22 protein-coding genes are annotated in these 20,217 nt (G+C 67.9%); 5 read left to right on the top strand and 17 right to left on the bottom strand.

Translation table 11 applies throughout. The annotated features are described in order from the left end of the window. Positions 1-118 precede the first annotated feature (118 nt). From LUM46_RS23960 to LUM46_RS23885, 16 genes are all read right to left on the bottom strand, one after another. A complete protein-coding gene (locus LUM46_RS23960) occupies positions 119-655 on the bottom strand; it encodes an AAA family ATPase (RefSeq protein WP_274997585.1) in 537 nt (178 codons plus the stop codon). 131 nt (positions 656-786) lie between these two features. After that, complete coding sequence (locus tag LUM46_RS23955; RefSeq protein WP_274997584.1) at positions 787-1,467, bottom strand: phosphotransferase; 681 nt, start codon at positions 1,465-1,467, stop codon at positions 787-789. Next, positions 1,464-2,288, bottom strand: a complete 825-nt coding sequence (locus LUM46_RS23950) for a class I SAM-dependent methyltransferase (RefSeq protein WP_274997583.1) — start codon at positions 2,286-2,288, stop codon at positions 1,464-1,466. The genes LUM46_RS23955 and LUM46_RS23950 overlap by 4 nt, the downstream gene beginning before the upstream one ends. 66 nt (positions 2,289-2,354) lie before the next feature. Beyond that, positions 2,355-3,374, bottom strand: coding sequence for a CgeB family protein (locus LUM46_RS23945; RefSeq protein ID WP_274997582.1), 1,020 nt, complete (start codon positions 3,372-3,374; stop codon positions 2,355-2,357). Beyond that, positions 3,371-5,086, bottom strand: a complete 1,716-nt coding sequence (locus LUM46_RS23940; RefSeq protein WP_274997581.1) for a carbamoyltransferase family protein — start codon at positions 5,084-5,086, stop codon at positions 3,371-3,373. Before LUM46_RS23940 ends, LUM46_RS23945 begins: the two co-directional genes overlap by 4 nt. Continuing rightward, the gene (locus tag LUM46_RS23935) at positions 5,083-6,051 is read right to left on the bottom strand and encodes a thymidylate synthase (RefSeq protein WP_274997580.1); all 969 of its coding nucleotides are present in this window, start codon (positions 6,049-6,051) and stop codon (positions 5,083-5,085) included. Before LUM46_RS23935 ends, LUM46_RS23940 begins: the two co-directional genes overlap by 4 nt. After that, entirely contained in the window at positions 6,048-7,094 is a 1,047-nt protein-coding gene (locus LUM46_RS23930; protein ID WP_274997579.1) for an NAD-dependent epimerase/dehydratase family protein, read from the bottom strand. Before LUM46_RS23930 ends, LUM46_RS23935 begins: the two co-directional genes overlap by 4 nt. Positions 7,095-7,133: 39 nt before the next feature. Beyond that, the gene (locus tag LUM46_RS23925; RefSeq protein WP_274997578.1) at positions 7,134-8,024 is read right to left on the bottom strand and encodes a hypothetical protein; all 891 of its coding nucleotides are present in this window, start codon (positions 8,022-8,024) and stop codon (positions 7,134-7,136) included. 239 nt (positions 8,025-8,263) lie between these two features. Then, positions 8,264-9,637: a glycoside hydrolase family protein gene (locus LUM46_RS23920; protein WP_274997577.1), complete on the bottom strand. Its 1,374-nt coding sequence runs from the start codon at positions 9,635-9,637 to the stop codon at positions 8,264-8,266. A gap of 64 nt (positions 9,638-9,701) precedes the next feature. Next, the gene (locus LUM46_RS23915) at positions 9,702-10,097 is read right to left on the bottom strand and encodes a hypothetical protein (protein WP_274997576.1); all 396 of its coding nucleotides are present in this window, start codon (positions 10,095-10,097) and stop codon (positions 9,702-9,704) included. After that, entirely contained in the window at positions 10,094-11,368 is a 1,275-nt protein-coding gene (locus LUM46_RS23910; RefSeq protein WP_274997575.1) for a cytochrome P450 family protein, read from the bottom strand. Before LUM46_RS23910 ends, LUM46_RS23915 begins: the two co-directional genes overlap by 4 nt. Before the next feature lie 130 nt (positions 11,369-11,498). Continuing rightward, positions 11,499-12,752, bottom strand: coding sequence for a cytochrome P450 (locus tag LUM46_RS23905; RefSeq protein ID WP_274997574.1), 1,254 nt, complete (start codon positions 12,750-12,752; stop codon positions 11,499-11,501). A gap of 55 nt (positions 12,753-12,807) precedes the next feature. Beyond that, the gene (locus LUM46_RS23900) at positions 12,808-13,638 is read right to left on the bottom strand and encodes an HAD family hydrolase (RefSeq protein WP_274997573.1); all 831 of its coding nucleotides are present in this window, start codon (positions 13,636-13,638) and stop codon (positions 12,808-12,810) included. Between the two features lie 26 nt (positions 13,639-13,664). After that, complete coding sequence (locus LUM46_RS23895; RefSeq protein WP_274997572.1) at positions 13,665-14,003, bottom strand: hypothetical protein; 339 nt, start codon at positions 14,001-14,003, stop codon at positions 13,665-13,667. Positions 14,004-14,032: 29 nt separating this feature from the next. After that, the gene (locus LUM46_RS23890; RefSeq protein WP_274997571.1) at positions 14,033-14,371 is read right to left on the bottom strand and encodes a hypothetical protein; all 339 of its coding nucleotides are present in this window, start codon (positions 14,369-14,371) and stop codon (positions 14,033-14,035) included. After that, positions 14,368-14,670, bottom strand: coding sequence for a hypothetical protein (locus LUM46_RS23885; RefSeq protein ID WP_274997570.1), 303 nt, complete (start codon positions 14,668-14,670; stop codon positions 14,368-14,370). The genes LUM46_RS23890 and LUM46_RS23885 overlap by 4 nt, the downstream gene beginning before the upstream one ends. A gap of 247 nt (positions 14,671-14,917) precedes the next feature. Between LUM46_RS23885 and LUM46_RS23880 the strand changes: the two genes are divergently transcribed. Genes LUM46_RS23880 through LUM46_RS23860 form a run of 5 tightly spaced genes read left to right on the top strand, consistent with a single transcriptional unit; the run spans position 14,918 to position 19,327 of the window. Further along, a complete protein-coding gene (locus LUM46_RS23880) occupies positions 14,918-15,166 on the top strand; it encodes a hypothetical protein (protein WP_274997569.1) in 249 nt (82 codons plus the stop codon). Then, positions 15,163-15,546 carry a type II toxin-antitoxin system PemK/MazF family toxin gene (locus tag LUM46_RS23875; protein ID WP_274997568.1) on the top strand — a complete coding sequence of 128 codons (384 nt, stop codon included), beginning with the start codon at positions 15,163-15,165 and terminating at the stop codon, positions 15,544-15,546. Before LUM46_RS23880 ends, LUM46_RS23875 begins: the two co-directional genes overlap by 4 nt. After that, positions 15,546-17,111, top strand: a complete 1,566-nt coding sequence (locus LUM46_RS23870; protein ID WP_274997567.1) for an NsdA family TPR-like regulatory protein — start codon at positions 15,546-15,548, stop codon at positions 17,109-17,111. Before LUM46_RS23875 ends, LUM46_RS23870 begins: the two co-directional genes overlap by 1 nt. Next, complete coding sequence (locus tag LUM46_RS23865) at positions 17,108-18,007, top strand: phosphotransferase family protein (RefSeq protein ID WP_274997566.1); 900 nt, start codon at positions 17,108-17,110, stop codon at positions 18,005-18,007. Before LUM46_RS23870 ends, LUM46_RS23865 begins: the two co-directional genes overlap by 4 nt. A 9-nt stretch (positions 18,008-18,016) precedes the next feature. Beyond that, a complete protein-coding gene (locus LUM46_RS23860; RefSeq protein ID WP_274997565.1) occupies positions 18,017-19,327 on the top strand; it encodes an NsdA family TPR-like regulatory protein in 1,311 nt (436 codons plus the stop codon). Here LUM46_RS23860 and LUM46_RS23855 read toward each other — a convergent pair. Beyond that, complete coding sequence (locus tag LUM46_RS23855; protein ID WP_274997564.1) at positions 19,311-20,132, bottom strand: alpha/beta hydrolase; 822 nt, start codon at positions 20,130-20,132, stop codon at positions 19,311-19,313. The two genes, LUM46_RS23860 and LUM46_RS23855, sit on opposite strands and share 17 nt — an antisense overlap. Between the last annotated feature and the right edge of the window lie 85 nt (positions 20,133-20,217).

Below are 20,217 nucleotides of genomic sequence, written 5' to 3'. Positions count from 1 at the left end.
GGACGTTTGACCCCGATCGAGTACGAAGCCACCATGACCACTCAGGTCGCACTCGCCGCCTGAGAAACCCTGTCACCTATCCGTGCAGCAGTCCCCTACGGCCTGCGGCATGTAGTGCTCACCCCTTCGAGGTCGTTGTGTCGAGCGTGCTTTCCAGGCTTGTGAGAAGTCGGTCGACCGTCTTTTGGGCGGTGGTCTGCGGACCGACGACGATCTCTCCATTGAGGCCGAGGTAGTCATCCTGCGCCCACCACTCGGCCATGAGTTCTGGCGTGAAGTCCGCCGCTTGGGGGCGGCCGGCGTGCCGGCGGAGCGTCTCGTCGAAGGGCACGTCTAGGTACGCGACCACACTGGTTCCCTCGTGGTCAGCGACGAGGGCCCGCAGCATGTCGCCGTACCGAACCTCGTGCATGATGCCCTCCACGACGGCGCTGTAACCAGAGTCGAGAGCGTGTCGGGTAACGGTGTCGATCATCGAAATGTTGAGGGCGCCTAAGGTGTCCTTCTCCCAGAGCAGCTTTCGGCGCACGTAGTCCTGCTCGATGAGTGCTGTGCCGCGGCCCATCCTCTCGCGCAGGTCGCGCGCGATGGTGGTCTTTCCTGATCCTGATGGGCCGCGCACGATGACGAGGCGCGTTGAGTCATTGCCAGTCACGAGTTCGGCTCCGTTCGGAGGACGCACTGATTCGGAGTAGTGTCCGGTCGATACCAGCCCGGAGGTCGTGTCATGGTCGTCCTTCCTGTGCCCTGCCGGCGCAGCCGACAGGTGCGGGTTCTGGTGGACAGCTACAGCCAGGGCTGGGCTTCTGGCCAGCTGTAGCGGTATCCGTTTCGGTGGATGTAGCGGGCGGTGAGGTGGTCATGGATGGCTGTGTACTGGCGAAATGCTCCTTCCGTACACCCTCCCGGGTTGGCAGCGGTTGTGCCCGCGTTGTAAGCCGCGAGTGTCTCCTCGACGAGCGTCGCGGAGAACGGTCCGTGCGTCATGGCGGCGCTGACGACGAGCTTGGCCAGGTCGTAGCCGTAGGGCGCGAGGGTCAGGTCGTCGAAGTCGACGATCCCGGGGCCTTCGTTGGTGAGGATGACGTTGCGGATGTTCGCGTCTTTGTACAGGGCGACGTTCTCATCAGGGATTACTGGGAAGAGGATTAGAACGTCCTTCCGAGGGCTGTGGAAGTCGGTGATCGTCAGGTCGGCAGTGACTGTGGCTGGCTGCTCGAGGCGCGCCTGATGCAGGTGTCGGGACGCGGCGGTGTGCAGGCGTCCGAGCGATTGGGCGACCTGTGGCATGTCGGCTGGTGCGGGGTGGGGGCCGGTGAGGTGCTCGAACACGAGGGCGTCTGACGTCACGTCCAGCACGGCCGGGAGGCGCACGCCGCTGTCGAGCTGGCTCAGCCAGGTGTGGTGGCGGAGTGCGGCCTCACGTACCTGCGGGTTTTGGTAGGTCTTGATGAACGTGGCCGTCATGCTGTACGCCGGGCGGTCACGTAGGTCACGGTGGAGGTCGCGGTCACCGGTCCATCTATTCCGCGTCGGGCCAACTCTTCGGCCAGGCTTCGCGGGTCGTCGACGAGGTGCTCGGGCAGGACGTACTTGGGTGTCGTGCTGAGGTACGCCGCCAGGTGGGCGGAGTCGTCAAATCGGAATACGTGCTGCTCGTTCGCGATGTCCACGACCTGCAGGCCTGCTGCGGCCGTCACGGCGGCAGCGTTGGTGGTGTTGAAAGAGCTGTAGAGGCTGGGGCGCTCGCTGGCGGCCGGGTCGAGCCCGGTCCGGGCGAGGAGCTCATCAAGCTCGTGGTAACTGTCGGCCGATTTGGTGGCAAAGACGGTGTGGCCACCGGCGGCGAGGCAACGGGCGATCTCGGCGGCCACCGTCTGGGGGTGGTCGGAGTGGTAGAGGCAGAATGCCGCGGTTGCGACGTCGAGTTCTCCGTCGGGCAGGGGCAGCGCGTGGAAGTCGGCCTGGAGAGTCTGGATCGTTGCGCCGGCGCTGGCGGCTCGGGTCCGGACGGTGTTGAGCAGGGCGTTGGACTGGTCGATTGCGATCGTCCGGGCGGGGCTCAGGTGGGCGGCGATGCTCAGCGCGAGGCTGCCGCGCCCGCACCCGATGTCCGCGACGACGGGACTGGGGGCCGCTACCGATGCGACGAGCTGGGTGAGGGCGGTGGTGGCGTTGGCCCCGGAGATTTTCGCCGCGAGAAGGGCCGTCGTGCGGTGTTCGATCCGGACCGCGGTGCCGTACAGCGGCGTCATCTGCGCCGGGTCGGTGAAGGGGTTGGTGGGCAACGGGGCCTCCGGTTTCAGATGTGCGGTGTCGATGGGGTGATGGCAGGTCGTGAGGTGGTCTCGGGCTCAGGCTGGATTGAGGATTTGTTCCAGCGTGTCGAGTTGGCGAGAGACGCGGAACCGGTCGAGCTTGCGCAGGCACTGTGCGATGAGCTCAGCGTGCTCCGGGGTGCCGGCGATGGCTGCCAGGTGCTGGAGACGTCGAGATGCCTCGTTCCCGGCGCGTACGTGCAGCGCTGCGGGCGTGAACAGCTCGGCCGACCGGATCGCGGTGGGGGTCAGCGGCAGGCAGCCGGCGAGGACGGCCTCCGGGAGCCGCTGGGTCATCTGGCCGACCTTGGCGTACCGGTCCGGCAGGAGGAGGACGGTTGCCAGGGCGCGACGGTGCAGCTGTTCGACCTGGCTGAATGGCACACGGTCCGCAAACGTGACGTGGGGCCAGGCCTGTGTGCTGGTCCACTTGCCGGCGACGAGGTGCTGATGATGCTTGGCGGGTACCGCGAAGAACTCGTCGAAGAGGTGGTCCCTGTCGTACTGGTTTCCGATGTACACCAGCGGCAGGTCACGGCGGCTCGCGGCGAGGCCCCGTGGGTCAGCCTGGTCCAGGACAGCGTCGTCGACGGGGAACAGCAGCGAGTGTGCGCCCGAGGCGGGGTGGAGGGCTGCCTCGCAGATCGTGACGTTCGCCAACTGGCGCAGGGGGTGGTCGCTGGGCAGCTGCCGGTCCTTGTCCCACAAGATCGTCGGAACCGAGCGGCGGCGAATGTAGTGCTCGACGAGTTCGGCCTGGCGGTGCAGGTCGCAGGTGTGACCTGGCGACCCGCACGGCGCGGTGTTGCGTCCAGGGATGGGCCAGCGCCACTCGAGGAACAGCGCATCGATCTCTGGCAGGTGTTCGTCCCACCGGTAGGTGCCCGTCAGGTCATGCCCTGCCTCGAGCCTGTCCCGGTCAGCCTGAAGGAACACGACGTCGTTGCCGCGGCTGAGGAGCCCGTCGACGAGGACCCGGCGGTGGCTGCGCCCTCCGTCGGGGGTGTCGGTAATCCCAGGGCCGAGGAAGCCCCAGAAGCTGTAGCCGATCCTCACTTGGTGACCCACCGGCCCTCGAGCAGGAGCGCGTCCAGGCCGCTGCCGACCAGACAGTCCAGCGCCATGTCCGGGGTGCCGCAGATTGGCTTTCCCTTGATGTTCAGGGAGGTGTTGATCAGCACCGGGACTCCCGTCAGGGCGGCGAACTCTGCCAGCACCTCGGCGAGGAACGGGTTGCTGTCGTGGTCGAGCGTCTGCACCCGCGCGGTGCCGTTCGCGTGGACGATTGCGGGGATGACAGTCCTCGTCAGGTCGGTGACCCCGGAGGCGATCGACATGAACGGTGCTGGCTGGGGCAGCGTGAAGTAGTCGCCGGCCTTCTCTGCGAGCACGATCGGCGCGAACGGGCGGAACGGCTCGCGGAACTTCACCGTCGCGTTCAGACGGTCCACCACGTCCGGCAGCAGGGGCGAGGCCAGGATCGACCGGTTGCCCAGTGCCCGCGGGCCCGCTTCGAGGCGACCGTGGAAGAGCCCGACGATCTTCCCGTGGGCGAGCTGGCCTGCCAGGAACCGTGCCGGGGCCTCGGGACGGTGCGCACGGGTGCCGGGCCGCGGCTCTGCTGGCAGGTCGAGCCGCTTGTAGGACGGACCGAGGTAGCACCCGCCGACGTCGCCCGGCAGCGTGCCGGCCGCGGCGAGGTGTACGGCGGCGGCCGCGCCGATCGCGGTGCCGGAGTCGCCCGGCGCTGGCGGGACGTGGACCTCGTCGAAGAGCCCGGCCTCGACGATCTTCCCGACCGCGACGCAGTTGGCCGCCACTCCCCCGCCCAGGCACAGCCGCGCCGCACCGGTCAGCGTGCGCGCACGGGCGGCGAGGTGGAGCATCACCTGCTCGGTGCGCTCCTGCAGGGCGGCGGCCAGGTCCTGATGAACCTGCTCGACCGGCTCGTCAGGGTGCCGCGGCCGGCAGGTTGCCGCAGCGAGGCGTTCGCTCACCCTCGGGTACCGGCTCGACAGGACCCGCAGCGGCAGCAGCGCCGGGTCGAGCGTGAACCCAGTCGCGGTGATCCGGACCGCTTGTGCCATGACCTCCCGGAACCGGCCGGGGTCGCCCAGGGCCGCGAGCGCCATGACGGTGCCTTCTTCGTCGCCGCGGCGCCAGCCGAGGTGTTCGGTGATGGCGCCGTAGGCGTAGCCGAGTGCGGCGGGGTCGTCGATGGCGTCCAGGATGCGGTGGTCGTAGGCGCCGTCGGGGGTGCGGGTGGCGTGGGCGATGGTGGTGGTCTGGATTTCGCCGAGGCTGTCGGCGATCAGGACGGCGGCCTCGGGGTATGGGGAGGACGCGAAGGTGTACAGGCCGTGGGCGCGGTGGTGCTGGACGGCGGTGACCGTGGCGTTGGGGAACTGCTGGCTGATGAGCTGGAGGCGGGAACGGGTTCGTGCGGCGACCTTGGTGAAGCTGGCGGCTCGGGCTGCGGCGCGGGCCCTGGTACTGGGGCGGGTGAGGTGGTTGGGCAGTTGGGCGACGGCGGCCAGGTAGCGGTGGGGCTGGAAGTTATACCCGACGCTGGTGATGTCCGCGGGTGTGAGGTCGTTCTCGGTCAGGAGCCAGTCCAGGGAGCGTGCGGGGAAGGCCTTGGTGTGCTTGTCGCCGGTGAGGCGTTCCTCCTCGCAGAACCCGGCGAGCTGTCCGTCGACGAGAAGCGCGGCGGAGGAGTCGTGGGTGTAGGAGCACAGGCCCAGGGCTACGTGGCGGGGCGTCGTCATCGGGTCGCCTCGCTGGTCACCGTGGCAGCGGCCTGGATGGCCAGGCGCTCGTACCAGCGCTCGAGCGCGGCACCCAAGGGGCCGGGTGTGGTGGCCGCGGTGGCCAGGGCGAGGGGCCGGTCACCGGCCGTCCAGAAGTGGTAGCCGGTCATCACCGCGGCGAAAGCGGACCATGTGCCGGTGGGTGCGGTGGTGGGGTCCTGGCCGCTGATGACGTCGTCCAGCAGCGTGGTGAAGTCCGGCCACGGGACGGCGAGGGGCTCCAGCGGTTCTGACGGCGGCGTGGAGCTGGGGTCGATAGTGGCGGCGGTGGTCGTGTGCTGCTGGTACAGGTGCAGGGAGTCGACGAAGTGGTGGTACTCGCCGAGCTCGACGTCGAGCCAGCCGGCCAGGAGCTCCTGCAGGACGGTGGCAGCGAAGACGTCGTAGGGGAACCCGAGCCACAGGTCCTGGCTGCGCATGGTGGTGTGCACGTGGAGTCGGCCGTCGCGGATGAAGAACCGGTATCCGAGGGTGCACGGCACGTCCCGGTGGCCGCGGGTGTCGCGCTCGGGGTCGAAGAGCTGGATGACGGCTTGGCGGGAGTCCGGGTCGCGCGTCAGGAGCTGGCGGACGTTGTCGAGCTGGTCGGGCCCGTCGCGCCAGCGGCGCATGCGGGGGCCGTAGGCGCCCTGCAGGCGCCCGTCGTCGGCGTAGCGGGCGAGGTTGCGGTTGTAGTCGAAGATCCATGGGTCGTCGGAGCCGGACAGGATCCACAGGGTTTCGGCGACGGCGAAGGCGGGGTTGATCACCCGTGCCGGGGGCAGGTCGACGAACCGGTGTCGCGGGCTCGTCAGGCACAGGTGTGCACCCAGGATCTCGGTGGTGGGCATCCCCCGAGGCCGCACGTCGCGGCCGTGGGTGAGGACGGCGTGGCAGGCCTGGGCGTAGAGCTCGTTGGCGGTGGGCGCGGTCAGAGAGATCATCGGACGGTCTCCAGGGTCTCGGCGGGTGGGGTAGCTGTGGTCGGGTGGTTCAAGGTGGCGGTGAGCCACTGGGCGTGACGGGACAGTCCTTCGGGGAGGCTGACCCGGGGCCGGTAGCCGAGCAGCTGCTCAGCCAAAGTCAGGTCGGCGCTCGTGGACAACACGTCGCCGGCTTGGTCCGGCTCGTGCCGGATGGGGACCGGGGATCCGGTGACCGTGGCGATAAGGTCCAGGACGTCGAGCATGGTCACGCTCGTGCCGCCACCGACGTTGATGGCGGCGCTGGGCACCGAAGGGTGGGCGGCCGCGATCGTCGCGCGCACGACATCGTCGACGTAGGTGAACTCGCGCCGCTGCCTGCCGTCTCCGAAGAGGGGTACGGGTTCGTGGGTTAGCGCGGCCGCCAGCATCTGGCCGATGGCCATGCCGGGCCTCTGTCGAGGGCCGTAGACGGTGAAGTACCGCAGCGCGACGGCGGAGAGGCTGGCGCCGCTGCGCGTGGCGTGGGCCAGGCACAGCTGCTCCGCGGCAAGCTTCGTGACCCCGTACGGCGAGATGGGTCTGGTGACGTCGTCCTCGCGGCTGGAGCGAGTTGCCGATCCGTACACGCTTGAAGACGAGGCGTACACCAGCCGACGGACGCCCGTCTGCTCGCAGGCGTCGATCACGCGGTGCGTGGCCGTCAGGTTCGCCGCGACGTACTCGGCGAACCTGACACCCCAAGAACCGCGGACGCCGCCCAGACCGGCGAGGTGGTAGACCGTGTCGGCGCCGTTCAGGATCCCCGCGAGATCAGCGTGCCGGAGGTCGACCGTGTGCAGCCTGAACCGATCGCACGCCGAGGCAGCCTTCAGGTTTCGCGCCGCGAGCATGTCTGCGGTACCTCGCACGTCGATCGCCGTGACCTCGTGGCCGGCTCCAAGGAGCGCGTCGACCAGAGTCGACCCGATAAACCCTGCGGCGCCAGTGACGGCGACATGCAAGGGCAATTGCGGACGGGCATCGGTGTTCACTGGTCTCCTGCCTCGGGCGCTACAGGGCATTGCATGTCGGCGGTTCGGCGCATCGGTGCTCCTCGGGGGTCAGCGCGGTGGTTGGTGCAAGGCGTTGCGCAGGTTGGTCACCGCACGCTCAGCGATCGTGCGCAGGCGGGTGAGGCTGTAGCCGGTGAGGTGGTCCCCGGTCAGCCCGGCCCTGGTCACGTTGCGCTTCAGGGCGGCGACGTCCTTGCGTGACAGGCAGCCGCCCACGTTCCGCAGGACCTCGCGGGCGGCGTGCCCGTCACGCAGCGTGATCGCCTCGGCGGCGAGCTGGCGCGCGACGTCGGCATACGGGTGTCCTGTGGCGTGCGCCAGACGCGCGACCGTCACGCCGTACCGCGCGCGGTAGGCGGCGCGCAGGGGTTCTGGCCGGCTATGCCGAAACGTGCCAAGCATCGCCGCGGCCATGTCTCCGCGGTCGGCAGGCTCGGCTACCAGCACACTGAGGCACGACGCAACCTCCACCTCCCAGAGCTCGGCGGACGCTGCCTCCACCAGATGGTGACGAGCGACCTCCAGCTCGCCGTCGACCACGTGGGCCACGACCAGGACCTGGCGAGTCTCGGTCAACCGGGCGGCGGGTCCACCGTGCCGCGTGACGAGGTCGGCTGCCTCGCCCCAGCGACCCGCCACAGCCAGGACCTTGACGGCGACGGCCAGGATCCGGGACCAGGCCCAGTCCCGCATGAGCCGGAGCTCATCGGGGGTGGCGTCGACGCGGTCCAGGGGCAGCATGTACCTGTCCACGGACGTGCGGCGGCCAGTGCGGACCGCGTGCCTCAGGCGGGTCAACCACGACAATGCCTCGTCGGCGCGACCCGACATGGCCCGCAGGCGTGCAAAATCGGTCGCTGGCCCGAGCATGACGATCGCGGCCGGAACACTCAGCGTCACCTGCTCGGCGTAGGCACCCAGGTGCTGCCGCAGGATCACGGTCGCCTCCTTAGACCGCTGGCAATCCGACGCGAGCCCAGCGGCACGGTCCAGCGTGAGCGCCGCCAGAAGCACATCGACCTCAGGGCTAATCGGCGTACGATCCAGGAGCGCAGACACCTGAGTAAGGCGCTCCTCCAGAGAGAGACACACCGGCCCCGGGCGGGCGATCAACGGAAACCTCCGCGCCAAGCCCTCCACACCAGCTGGACCGACCAGCGGCACCGGCGCTGTCGCCGTCACCACAGCACGTACCCAGGAGCCGACGCACGAGGGCGGCCTGTGATCAGCAGACAGGCGTCCCACTGCGAAGTCGGTGCGGTCCCCCGGCGAAGCGTCTGAGCAGCCAGCCCAAAGCCTGAACGCCCGGTCCAGAACCCGTCCGGCACGTCCAGAACCTGAGCCGATGCATACCGCCGCAGAGCATCTCCCACAGCAGACATCCGGTGCTTCAGCCTGATCTCCATAGGACCCGACGCGTCAACCGCGGCACGAAAACCCGTCTGGTACAGACCAGCCAGGCCACCCCACAAGCTCGGATCGTCCAGCCGACGAATCTGCCGGTCGGTCAGACAGGCAAGGAGCGCCGCCTCCGCAAGGCCCCGCGCCGCCTCGTCGCCGATCACGATCGCACCCATCTGCAGCGCCCTCGCCATACCTCCCATCCGTGACCACGACGGCAGGGCCTCATGGTTGCCGCGCTCCACGACAGACGGGTCCCCGGCACGGATCTCGTCCGGGGTCACCCAGCGGGGCCACCACACGCTGTCCGGCCAGATCTCGGCGCTTGCGGGCTGCTTCCAGCGGACGAACCAGTCGACCAAAGCCTTAATCGGCACCTGCAGGCTGTCGAGGGTGTAGCCAGCGCGTACGCAGGTCACCAAGAACGCCAGCAAGCCGCCAGCGCCACTGGCCATGGTCATGTTCACGTGCCCGCCAGGCGTCGCAGTGTCTGGTCCCGGATCGTGTGCGACGTACCAGCCAGGCACCTGTGTCCCGTTGACCAGAACCGGCCTCGTCAAGCCGACGACGTAGTCGATCACCTGCTGCATGAGTGGCGTGCCCGGAGCACAACGCAAGAGGACCACGCCAAGCCCAAGGATTCCCTCGAGCAGTCCGAACTCGGCCACGGTCGGCGGCTGGCCCGCCTTGTGGCGGGCCGAGGCCGCGGCCAGGCGCTGCCCGACGATCTGTCGCAGGTCATCGTCGAGCGCCAGTTGCCTTTCGCGGAACAGGCGCGGCTCCTTGGCCTGCTGCCGGCGGGATTCCGCGATCAGTTGGGTGTCGCGCAGATCGAGGTACCCGTCGACGCCAGCCGCGTCCATCACCAGGGCACCAGCGGGCACCCCCCGGAACAGACTCGCGAAGCCCGACACATCCGCGCCCCTGGTCAGCTCGTCGATCGCGATCTCGGCCCGCTCCCACGTGCCGTCACCAGTCAGGGCAAGCTCGACGGCTAGGAGCGCGGGTCCAACATCGCTCCCCGGCCCTTCCCCTCGTGTGTTCGCCCCCGCGGCGGGCGTGGTCGGCTCTGGCTCGGGCTTACTCATCTGAGGTCGCCTGGCCTTCCGTCGGGTTCGCTCGCCGATCACCGGCTTGACCTTCTTTCTCATGTACGCGGTCCTATAGCTCGTCGTTCTAGTCAGTGGTGCACGCGCAGCGCGTCCACGCGCCGGTTCAGGTCTTGTCCGCTTCGCGGTGCCGCGATATCGGCGGGCTCTGGGGACGATCGCCGGTGGCACGGACGGCCAGTTCGTACCCGGCTATGACGTCGGGCGCGGACATCACCCGCCGCCACCGGGCGCGGAGACCGAGATCCGCTTTCGGATAGGCCAGGCCCGCCTCGTCGAGCGCCCGTTCGACAAGGCTCATGCGCAGGCCCACCGTGGCTGGCAGCTCACACGCCCGGGCAGGGATCTGCCCTGGCCCGGACGTGACCCAGAGTTCGCCTCCCGTCAGGAAGGAACCTGCTCCGTGTCGCACGCGGATCACCGCAGTCGCGTCCGGCGGCAGATGCTCGAGCGCGGCAGTGATCTGCGCACCGAGCTCGCGCAGCTCTGTCGTGGTGGTCATCGCAGCGACGCTTCTGTCCCGGTCCAGTTCTCGTCGTACCCAGTCACAGGGTCGAAGCTCACCGGCAGACTGGAGACACTCCTGGCCCACAGAGAGAGGCTCGTGCCGAGCTGGTCGGGTGGGACCGTGAGCTTGAGTCCAGGCAGCCGGTGCAGAACGGCTTCGATGGAGGCCTTGACGATGATGCGAGAAATGCGCTGAGCGGGGCAGTGGTGCGGGCCGCTGGCTCCAAACGCGAGGGATGCGCGGGAGGTACCTGTCCAGACCGGGTCGGCGTTGCGGTGAACAGAGGCGGTCGCTTCGGCGGCGGCCGCGACGATCGCTTCGCCTTCGTGCACGATGCGTCCACCGATTTCGATGTTGTGCTCGTTGAAGACGCTGCCGATCTCGATGTCGGCAGTGGCGAACCTCGCCGGGGTGTTCCATACCGGCGAGCTGTTCACCAGGACCGAGTCGAGGGCTTCATCGATGCCGAGGCGGCCGCCCCGCACCCGTCCGTCGAAGTCGGTGTCGCTCAGCAAGTGGACCAGCGTCATGGTGACCCAAGCGACGGACATCTCGTGGCCTGCGGACTGGATCATCTGGGCCGTGTCCAGCAGTTCCTTGTCCGTCAGACCCGTGCCGGTCCGCGGGTCGCGCCAGCGCACCATCGTCGACAGGACGTCGTGGCCCGGGTTGGTCGAACGCTCCCTGATCAGGTCTTCCAGCATGGCGTTCAGGCCGACAAATGCCGGGCCGGCGGCCGCGGTGTTGGAGAAGATGTCCCTGGCGTACTGCCCCATGACGCCGGCGTCATCAGCACCCAGGCCATACATCGCTGCCACCGCCAGGGACGGCACGAACTGGGTGTAGGTGGGGACCAGGTCCGCGGTGGTGGCACCGTCCCTGACGATGTGGGCGAGCATCCGGTCGCACACCCACTGCACGTCCCGGCGCAGCGCAGATTCGTCGACGCGCGCGAACGCGTCGTCGACCACCGCGCGCCGTCGCGTGTGATCGGCGCCGTCGCTGTAGTACGCGTTGTCGCGGTCGGAGAAGAACGCGTGCAGGCCCGTGCCGGGCTTCACCTGCCCGTTCTGGAACGCCCGCCAGTGCCTGACTTCGCGCGTGAAGTTGTTCGGCTCGCGCACGACACGCAAGGCATCCGTCCAGTCCAGGGCGAGCCACGCCGGGACGCCGTCAGACAGTTCCACCGCGGCGACCGAGCCCCATTCGGCGCGTAGCGCGGCGTACGCGCTCTCCGGGTCGAGGGTGGCCGCGTACAGCGGCATCAGGCCCGTCAGGCTGTCGAGGCGGACGTCTCGAGGCCGCCTCACTGTGGTCAACACGTCGTGATCTCTTTCTGCTCGGCGAGTGAAGAGCCGTCCCCCGCACGACGCGGGGAACGGCTGTGACGTGCGTTCAGGCGTTAGGTTCGAGGGTCACCAGCAGACGGGCGTGGCCGTTGGTGATAATTCCGTCGTTCGCCGGGATCTCAGCGGGGTCCTCGACCAACGTGAGGCGGTACCGGCTGAACAGCGCAGGCAGCGCGAACTTCGCCTCTGCGATCGCCATCGCGGCACCGGGGCAGCGGTGAGGCCCGTACCCGAATCCGAGGTGGTCCTTCTTGGTGCGGGTCGGGTCGAATACGTCGGGAGCCTCGTGAACCTTCGGGTCCCGGCCGGCGCCCGCGAAGGACACCAGGATCGGTGCGCCCGCGGGGATCTCGAACCCGGCGATCACTATGTTCTTGATGGCGAACCGCATCGGCACGACGTTCGCAGGAGACGAGTGGCGCAGGGCCTCGTCGATGATCGCTTCCCAGGCCTTCTCCGCGGCGTCCGAGCCAGGTTGCTCTGCGAGGGCTGCGGCGAGGTACTGCGGGTGGGTGAGGAGGAGGAAGACGCACTGGTCCAGCAGATTGACCGTGGTCTCGTACCCGGCGACAATCAGGATCCGTACCACCTCAGCGATCTCCGCAGCCGTGTATGTGTCGCCGTCCTCGTTGGCCTGGATCAGGGCGCTGGTCAGGCTGTCATCGGGACGGGCGCGCTTGCGGGCGATGAGCTCGTCGATCGCGCCGATCAGCCCGATGAACGCGGCCCCGAGCTCCTCGCGGCTGATGCTGGTGTCGAACAGAGCGTCCGCCCCCGCCCGGATGACAGGGAACAGGTCCTGTTCGTCATCGACGTCGACACCGAGCACTGCACCGATCGTCCTGATCGGCACCGGGAAGCAGAATCCAGCGCGCAGGTCCAGGGGCTCGACATGGCGCCTGTCGTGCGGGCCCGACGGCGCGATCTTTTCCAGAGTTCCGGTCACGATCTCGTGGATCATCGGTTCGAGCTTGTCGATCTGGCGCTGGGTGAATGCCGGCGTCATCAGCTTCTTCAGACGCCGGTGCTCCGCGCCATAGGCGCTGAACGGCCCAGCGTTGGTGACCCAGGGCACCACCAGTGAGTCGGCCGGCACGTTTCCTGCCCGCAGGTCGGGCCAGTGCGCCGCGGCGTCCCGGGACACGTCCGGGTGGGTCCCGATCTCCTTGATGGCGGCGTAGTCCGTGACCATGACTGCCCGCAGGCCGTCCGGCATCTCTACCCAGCCGATCGGCTCCACGTTCTCGATGTCGGCGTAGATGTCGTTGGTGAGGAAGTAGGGATCCGTCTCGGTTGTCATATCGCTGCACTCCTAGGGATCGGCGGGAACTCTTCGAGCGGTGCGAGACAGGAAGTCACCGCACCGCGGGGATCGTTTCGGGCAGCAGCGAGCGCAGGACGGCGGCTGCGCCGTCTTCCGCGAGGGTGGCGGTGACGTCGCCGGCTGCGGCGAGGACCTCGGCGGGAGCATGTCCCATGGCGACGCCACGGTTTGCCCAGGTGAGCATCTCGATGTCGTTGACCCCGTCGCCAAGGGCGGTCGTGCGCCGCTCGTGTACGTCGAGGAGGGTCCGTATGTTCTCCAGGGCGGTGGCTTTGGAGAGGTGAGGCGGTGTGACGTCCAGCCAGTTAGGGCCATAGGGGTTCACGGTCACGCCACCGGCTTGGAGCTTGTGGCGCAGCGCCGTGATTCCTGGCGAACGGAGAATCAGTCTCGTCGTGGGCCGGTCGGCGATCTGGTCGGCGTCGACGTGCCGCTGGGCTCCGTTGACCTCGCTCGGGGCGAACATGCGCGTGACGCGGTAGCCGCGGCCTACCTCCTCGGCTGCGATCTGTACGCCTGGGTAAGCGGACCGGGCGCGGCGGACCACCGGTCTGGGGTCAAAGGTCTGCACGTTGTGCAGCTGGTATCCGCCGGAGGCCTGGGGAGCTATGCGGGCGGTCACCGCGCCGTTGGATGCGACGATCCAGCCCTCGGCCAGTTGGAGCAGGCGCGCAACAGGGAGTACTCCGACCAGAGATCGTCCCGTGGCCAGTACCACGTGGTGTCCTGCGGCGAGTACGTCGGCGACGGCGGCACGTACTGCGTCCGAGATCTCCGTGGTGCCGGGATGAGCGATGGTTCCGTCGATGTCCAGCGCGATCAGCGCTGACCGGCGGCGGCTGCGGTCGTGCGTCGTTGTCATGTCCACGTCCTGGAGTCCGGGAATGCTCATGCCGGCACCGCCTGGCGCTGGCGAGGGAAAGGGTCGTTCGCGAGCCGTCCTGCGCGCTGGGGAGTTGCGGGGTGGCTCCGGCCGATCACGACGCACACCGCGCCGTACGGCTCGAGGTCATGCGTCATGCGGGCCTGCGTCTCGGCCATGTGTGCACCGGCGGCGATCAGCACTATCCGTGTGCCGCGGGCCTGCACCGCCGCGACGACCTGGCTGATGGTGAGCGTGTCGCTCGGGTCGGCCAGATCGGGCTCGAGAGCGAGGCCTTCGGCGGCGGCATACGCCCTGAGGACGTTCCGCTGGTCATCGAGTGCCTGCTCGGAAGGGCCGCTCACGTATGCGAGAGCTGTCGGCCGAACGCCGCTCACGAGTTCATTCCGAGTGACGCTGGGTGTGCGTACAGGACACACCGAACACCGCGGCCCGCAGTCCTTGGGGTCTGCTTGGTAATCCAGCCGGACCACATCAAGGTGCCGGGACTGAGCCGGGAAGCGCGCGCGTGATCCGGGTCCAGCTTGTGCTGGGCGGCGAGCTGTCGAGCATCGACGATCGAAGCAGCGATGATCTCCAGCACGAGGTGCTCAGATGTGGCGCTGGCGAGGTCGCCCGGCTCCAGGCTCACATTCATATTGAGCACGCCGGGGTCGCACCCGTAAGAGACGAAGTGCAGAGCCCCTGCGATGTCTGTCAGACGTACGGTCATGAGACAGCAGCTCCGCGGGGCCGCATTCCGCGCACATGGATCTCGCACTGCCCGGCTCCTGCCCAGGTCCCAGACCAGTCAGTCACCGCCGGCACCACAGACGTGTGCTCGATGAACGATGTCAGGCCAAGAGCCCTCGCGATGGCTTCGCCTTGCTCCAGATGCGACGGCTGGATCGCGATGACCGCTCCGCTGGAGAACGTCATCGAACCGATCTGCTCCTCGCCGACGACGTCGAGGATCTGAACCACAGCAGTGAGCACGTTGTTGAGGGATGCCCTCTCGAGTGTCTGCGTCATCTGTGTCTCCCTGTGCTGGCTGTACCCAGGGCCAGGGTCGGCCCGTGTCATACAGAGTCACGCGAGAGGGGGCGCAGAAACCCGGTCGTTGATGCAAAGTTCTGCAGCGGCCTCAAATGCCAACGACCTGGGCAAACACAGCGATTCGCGTCAAAAACTTGCTCCAGGTGCAAATTTCTGCACGACAGCCAAGAGATACCCACCAAGAGGTATACCTCTGTAGCTACCGTTGGGTACCTTGTGCCCTATGCCGCAGACGACTATCAAGGTCTCGCCCACCGTGCACCGTGAGCTCAAGGCCTACGCCGATGCCCACGGCGGGTTAGCTTTGGGACGCGCGGTCGAGACACTGCTCGTCGCTGACCGGGAACGTCAGTTCTGGGCCGGAGTGAATGCGCAGGTGCCGGACGAGGAGTATCGGCAAGAGGTCCACAACGTCGTCGGACTAGTGGACGCCGAGGACCACGTGTCGCAGCTCGAGGCAAGAGAACAATGAGGCACCGGGCGGAGCTGAGCGACATTTACTGGGGCGACCGGTTGTGGGTAAGCAAGGATCCCCTGGGCGAGCTTGAGCAGGCCGGTGATCGGGCGTGGCTGGTGCTATCCCACCCTGAGCAGCATCAGGCCATGGAGCTCGTGATCGCGGTGCCGTTGACCAGCGTCGACCGAGGCTGGAAGACCCATGTCCGGATGAATGCAGACACCGATGGCACGCCGGAAGTAGCGGTGTGCGAACAGGTGCGGGCGATGCCCGTCCAGGTTGTTCGCGGCGTGGATTCGGCGCCCTATTCTGACCGGCTCGTCGAGCGGGTCCATACGGTTCTCAAGACGCTCACGGCCCCGCGCCGGTCAGCAATGCCGGACAGGGGAATCTGATGGCACGGAGCGGGAAGGCCGAGCGCGAACTGGTCCGCCGGCAGCTGCTGGCCGACGGCGTGCCGTTCGCACAGATCGCTGTCGAGATGGGCCGCCGCTTCGGGGTGCGGCCACGCGTGGCATGGCGGTATGCGCTGGGCTGGGAACAGTGGAAGGCCGTCCAGGAGTACCGCTCTGCGGACCCCACCTCCAAGATCGACGACTCCCGCATCTCGAAGTGGGAGTCCTGGCCGTACGGTGGATCCCGCCCTACCCCGGAGAACCTGGTGGTCCTGACGCTCGCTTTCGGTCACGGATGCAAGGTCAACGATCTCGTCGACGAAGATGACCTGCGCAGCTTCTCTCCCACTGTGCGCAAGCTTCTCGGTCTCGTAGAACACAGCCCGTCCCCCGCCGCGAGCGCCGAGCCCCGTGCCGTCGCGTCAGGCGCGCCGTATCCGGGTTCAGACTGGAAGCGGGACCTGCCTGCGACGATGACCACGGTCACGGCGATGTGGGCTGCTGATACGTCGCCGTCGGCTGCCCAGGCGCCCTGGCTTGCTGCGACTGGTGACGCGGCGATGCTCCACTGGCGCTACGACCCGTCGGACGAACCCGCTCCTGGTGGGGGGTCACGATCAGTGCGCCCGTCTGACATCTCTGGCATCCACGTGATGGCTGACGCGTTCGCCCAGACCGACCACAGGCTCGGGGGCGGGTACGCACGGTCGACCCTGCGGCACTACCTGCAGGAATCGGTGAGCCCGTTGCTGCGTGCTCGACGCGACGAGGCCGGCCGGGACGATCTCTTGGCCGCTGTCGCGCGGCTGTGCGACATCGCAGGGTTCATGGCGTTCGACTCAGGGCAGCAGGGTGCCGGCCAGCGTTACTTCGTCCAGGCACTGCGTCTGGCAAAGGCGGCGGGAAACCAGGCCCTTGGGGCTCACATTCTTGGCGACATGACGATCCAGGCCGTACACCTGGGCGAGGTCGGGCATGCCACAGCACTGGCTGACGCAGCTGTCGAGGCTGCCCAGGATCTTGGATCGCCACGAGTCTTGGCACGGTCGCTGGCGCTCTCCGCGCGCGCTTCTGCCAAGGCCGGCGATGCGGCGGGCGCCGACTCGGCGATGTTCGCGGCTGAGGTCGCGCTCGACGGCGAGTCGTCACGGGATGATCCGCCCTGGATCGCCTTCTTCACCGAGACGCAGCTGCAGACCGAGGCGCTCTACGCCGCGGTCGACCTCGGGCGCCTTGACCGCGTCGAAGAACTGGCGGCGACGGTCCTCGTCGACGATGTGGCGATGCAGCGCCGGCATGTCCTGGCAGCAGCAGCGATCGCGGGCGCCTACGTCGCCGGCGCCGGCGACGTTGCGCGTGGTCGAGATCTCGACAGGGCGTTGGCCCTGCTCCACGCCGTCCTGCCGACGGCCGCCGCACTATCCAGCGCTCGCGGAGTTGCCGCGGTAGAGGGCGTTCGTCGGCGGGTGGCGGCCTTCGGCCGCGTTCCCGGACTTCCAGAGTTCGAGGAGCGGATCCGTACGGTCCTCGGTACCACCGTTGCTGCCCCTCTGACGCTGGCATGAAGGACTTCACCGAAGAGAGCCTGCGGGACCAACTTGAGCTGGCGTGCAGTGCCCGGGGCATGTCTGCGGCTGGAGCTCGGCTCGTTCATCACTACAGCAACGCCGTGTTCGTCCTGCCCGCGCTGGATGCAGTGGTCCGGATCAACGTCGGGCAGACCGCGCCCGCAATCGGGATCACCCAGGAGGTGACCCGGTGGCTCGTGAACGAGCATGCCTACCCAGCGACGGCGCCTGTCGAGGACGCACCTCCCGTGCAGCTGGACAGCGGCCTGACCGCGTCGTTCTGGCGGTACTACCCCCAACCGGACGACGGGCCGCCGTTCCGATCGGCCCACCTGGCCGACCTGCTGCGACGACTCCACGACCTGCCGATGCCCCCGATCGAACTTCCGAGATGGGAACCGTTCGGTGCACTTCGGCGCGTGCTCTCACAGAACGTGCCGTTGCCCGGCCTGTCCGACGAAGAAGTCGAGTGGCTTCGAGACCGGGTCGACGCCGTCCAGCACCAGATTGCCGCCGCTCATTGGCCGCTGGGCCATGGAATGGTCCACGGCGACGGCTGGGCCGGAAACCTCCTGTGGGATCGAGATCGGGTCATGCTCGGTGACTGGGACAACGTCAGCCTCGGCCCTCGCGAGATCGACCTCATCCCCACCTGGCACGCCGCGATTCGCTACGGCCGGGAGACCGCCTGGGTGCAGGAGTTCGCCGACACCTACGGCTACGACATGGCACGTCACGAATCGTTCGACCTGCTGCTGCAGATGCGGGACCTAGTCCAGCTCAGCGGGCCGCTGCGCCGCGCGGGTGAGTCCGAACCGCACCTGGCTGCGCTCAGGCAGCGCTTCGAAGGAATCCGTACCGGCAACAGGTCTCAGTCCTGGATCGGGCTATAGAGAGGGCCGATGATGGCACGGAGCGGAAAGGCAGAACGCGAACAGGTGCGGCGTCAGCTGCAGGCCGAGCGCGTTCCGGTCGCGCAGATCGCTGTCGAGATGGAGCGACGCTTCGGTGCCCGACCTCGAACCGCCTGGCGATATGCGCTGGGCTGGGACCAGTGGAAGACCGTCCAGGCGTACCGGACCGCAAACACAGCCACGATCGACGAAACCCGCATCTCCAAGTGGGAATCCTGGCCCCATGGTGGCACCCGGCCCAGCCTGGAAAACCTCGCTGGGCTCGTCTTGGCCTTCGGCCACGGATGTACGGTGGCCGACCTTGTTGACGACGACGACCTGGTGCATTTCTCGCCCGCCGAGAGGAGGCTCGTGGGCACGCTGCGACCTACGCCAGAGCCGACAGCATCGAATGCGGACATCTCGCTGGAGTGGACCGAGCGGGTGCGGCTCGGGTTCTCCGATCCACGACGGTTCGCCGATGCCGGCCTGATCGACGTCTTCAGACTCCAGCTCGAGACGGCCAAGGCGGTCGACGGTCGGTCAGGCGCTGCCGCCGCCCTGCCCACCACTCTCGGTGTCGTTGCGGGGTTACGGTCGGTGCTCCCCGACGTCCCCGACCACACGCAGGGCGCAGCGCTCACGCTCGCCGCGGAAGCGGCCGAACTCGCGGGCTGGCTCTTCCGCGATCTGGCTGAAGGCGCCAAGGCCTCCTACTGGTACGACCAGGCCATGGAGTACGCGCAACTCTGCGAGGACGCGGCGATGCAGGGATACGTCCTAATGCGCAAGTCGCAGATGGCCTACGACGCCGGCGACGGTCACCGCGTCCTCGGGTTCGCGCGTGCTGCGCTGGGCGGACCGTGGCAGCTGACCGCACTGGGAAAGGCTGAAGCGATCCTGCAGCGAGCGAAGGGGCAGCTGATGACCGGTCAGCGCGTCGACGTCGACGATGCGATCGGGCGCGCCCGCGAGACGGCTCCCGATCACCAGGCTGTTCTGCACGTCCGTGAAGCGACGTGCTGGATCGAGGCAGGGGAACCCGAGCGGGCCGTGGAACTCTACGACGGCGCCCTGAGCGCGCCCAGCCTGTCCACCCGCGACAGCGGGTTCTTCCGCGCGCGCAGATCAGTGGCTCTTGCCCGTGCCGGGCTGCCCAACGACGCTGCAACCACCGCACTCAAGGCGCTGGACATTGCCGTGCACACAGGGTCGGGCCGCACACGTCGCGTGGTGAACGATGCAGCGACCGGTCTGCTGCGTTGGCGCTCGAGCCCTGCCGTCGAACAGCTCAGTCAGGCGCTCAGTTCGTCGCCGTGACCCACCTGGTGACGGTCTTGATCACGTCGGCCTGCCAGGCCTGGCTCTGCCGATCGAGGTAGGTGGGATCACCATCAACGGCGAACCCATGCTGGGCTCCCTCGATCTTCTCTAGCCGTGAGGCCGCATTCAGCTGCGACATCGCGGCGAGCGAGGTGTCGATCGGCACGAGGGTGTCCCCAGTCCCGTGAACGATGAGCGTCGGCGCCTCTATCTCACCAAGCACGGTGTGAGGCTGGAGCCAGAAGAGCTCGTTGTAGATGGCTCGCCCATGCCGGAACGTCGGCGAGTGCTCGATGTAACCGTGCTCGCTCAGCTGGCGGCCCTTCTCCTCGCTGATCTGGTCGTTGTGCCAGTACGGGCGTGAGTCGATCGTCCGCTTCTTGTAGTCCAACTGGGGGCAAAGCATCACCAGCCGGTCGACCTCGTCCGGGCGCTTCGCGGCGTAGTACCCGCAGATCCCGCCGCCAAAGCTCTGTCCGACCAGGCTCGTGCGCTCGACACCAGTCCGCTCACGCAAGAAATCCAACGCGCAGCGAATGTCGTTGAGGACGCCGGCGAGCGTGAGCTCTTCCTGCCGTCCGCCGGATTCCCCATGTCCGCGGATGTCGAACCGCAGCGCGGCGACGCCTGAAGCTGCTAGACCAGCCGCCATGCGGTCGAAGAACCCCGCCTCGTGGCGGGTGACCCCGCCGCCATGGACCTGAACGACGCCTATGCTCGGCGTTTCTTCAGGAATAGCCAGATCGCCGACGAGCTCGGTCCCATCGAGGGACCGGAACCGGACAACGGACTCAGAGATCATGCAGGCTCCTCACCTGGAAAGGGTGCTGCCACAGACTCCCAGACCTCTGAGGGCGACGCCAGGTTCTCGCTGGCTACGCTCCCTT

This window comes from Promicromonospora iranensis (assembly GCF_028994805.1).
GTDB classification, from domain to species: domain Bacteria; phylum Actinomycetota; class Actinomycetes; order Actinomycetales; family Cellulomonadaceae; genus Promicromonospora; species Promicromonospora iranensis.
This window is presented reverse-complemented; position numbering and strand designations above follow the sequence as displayed.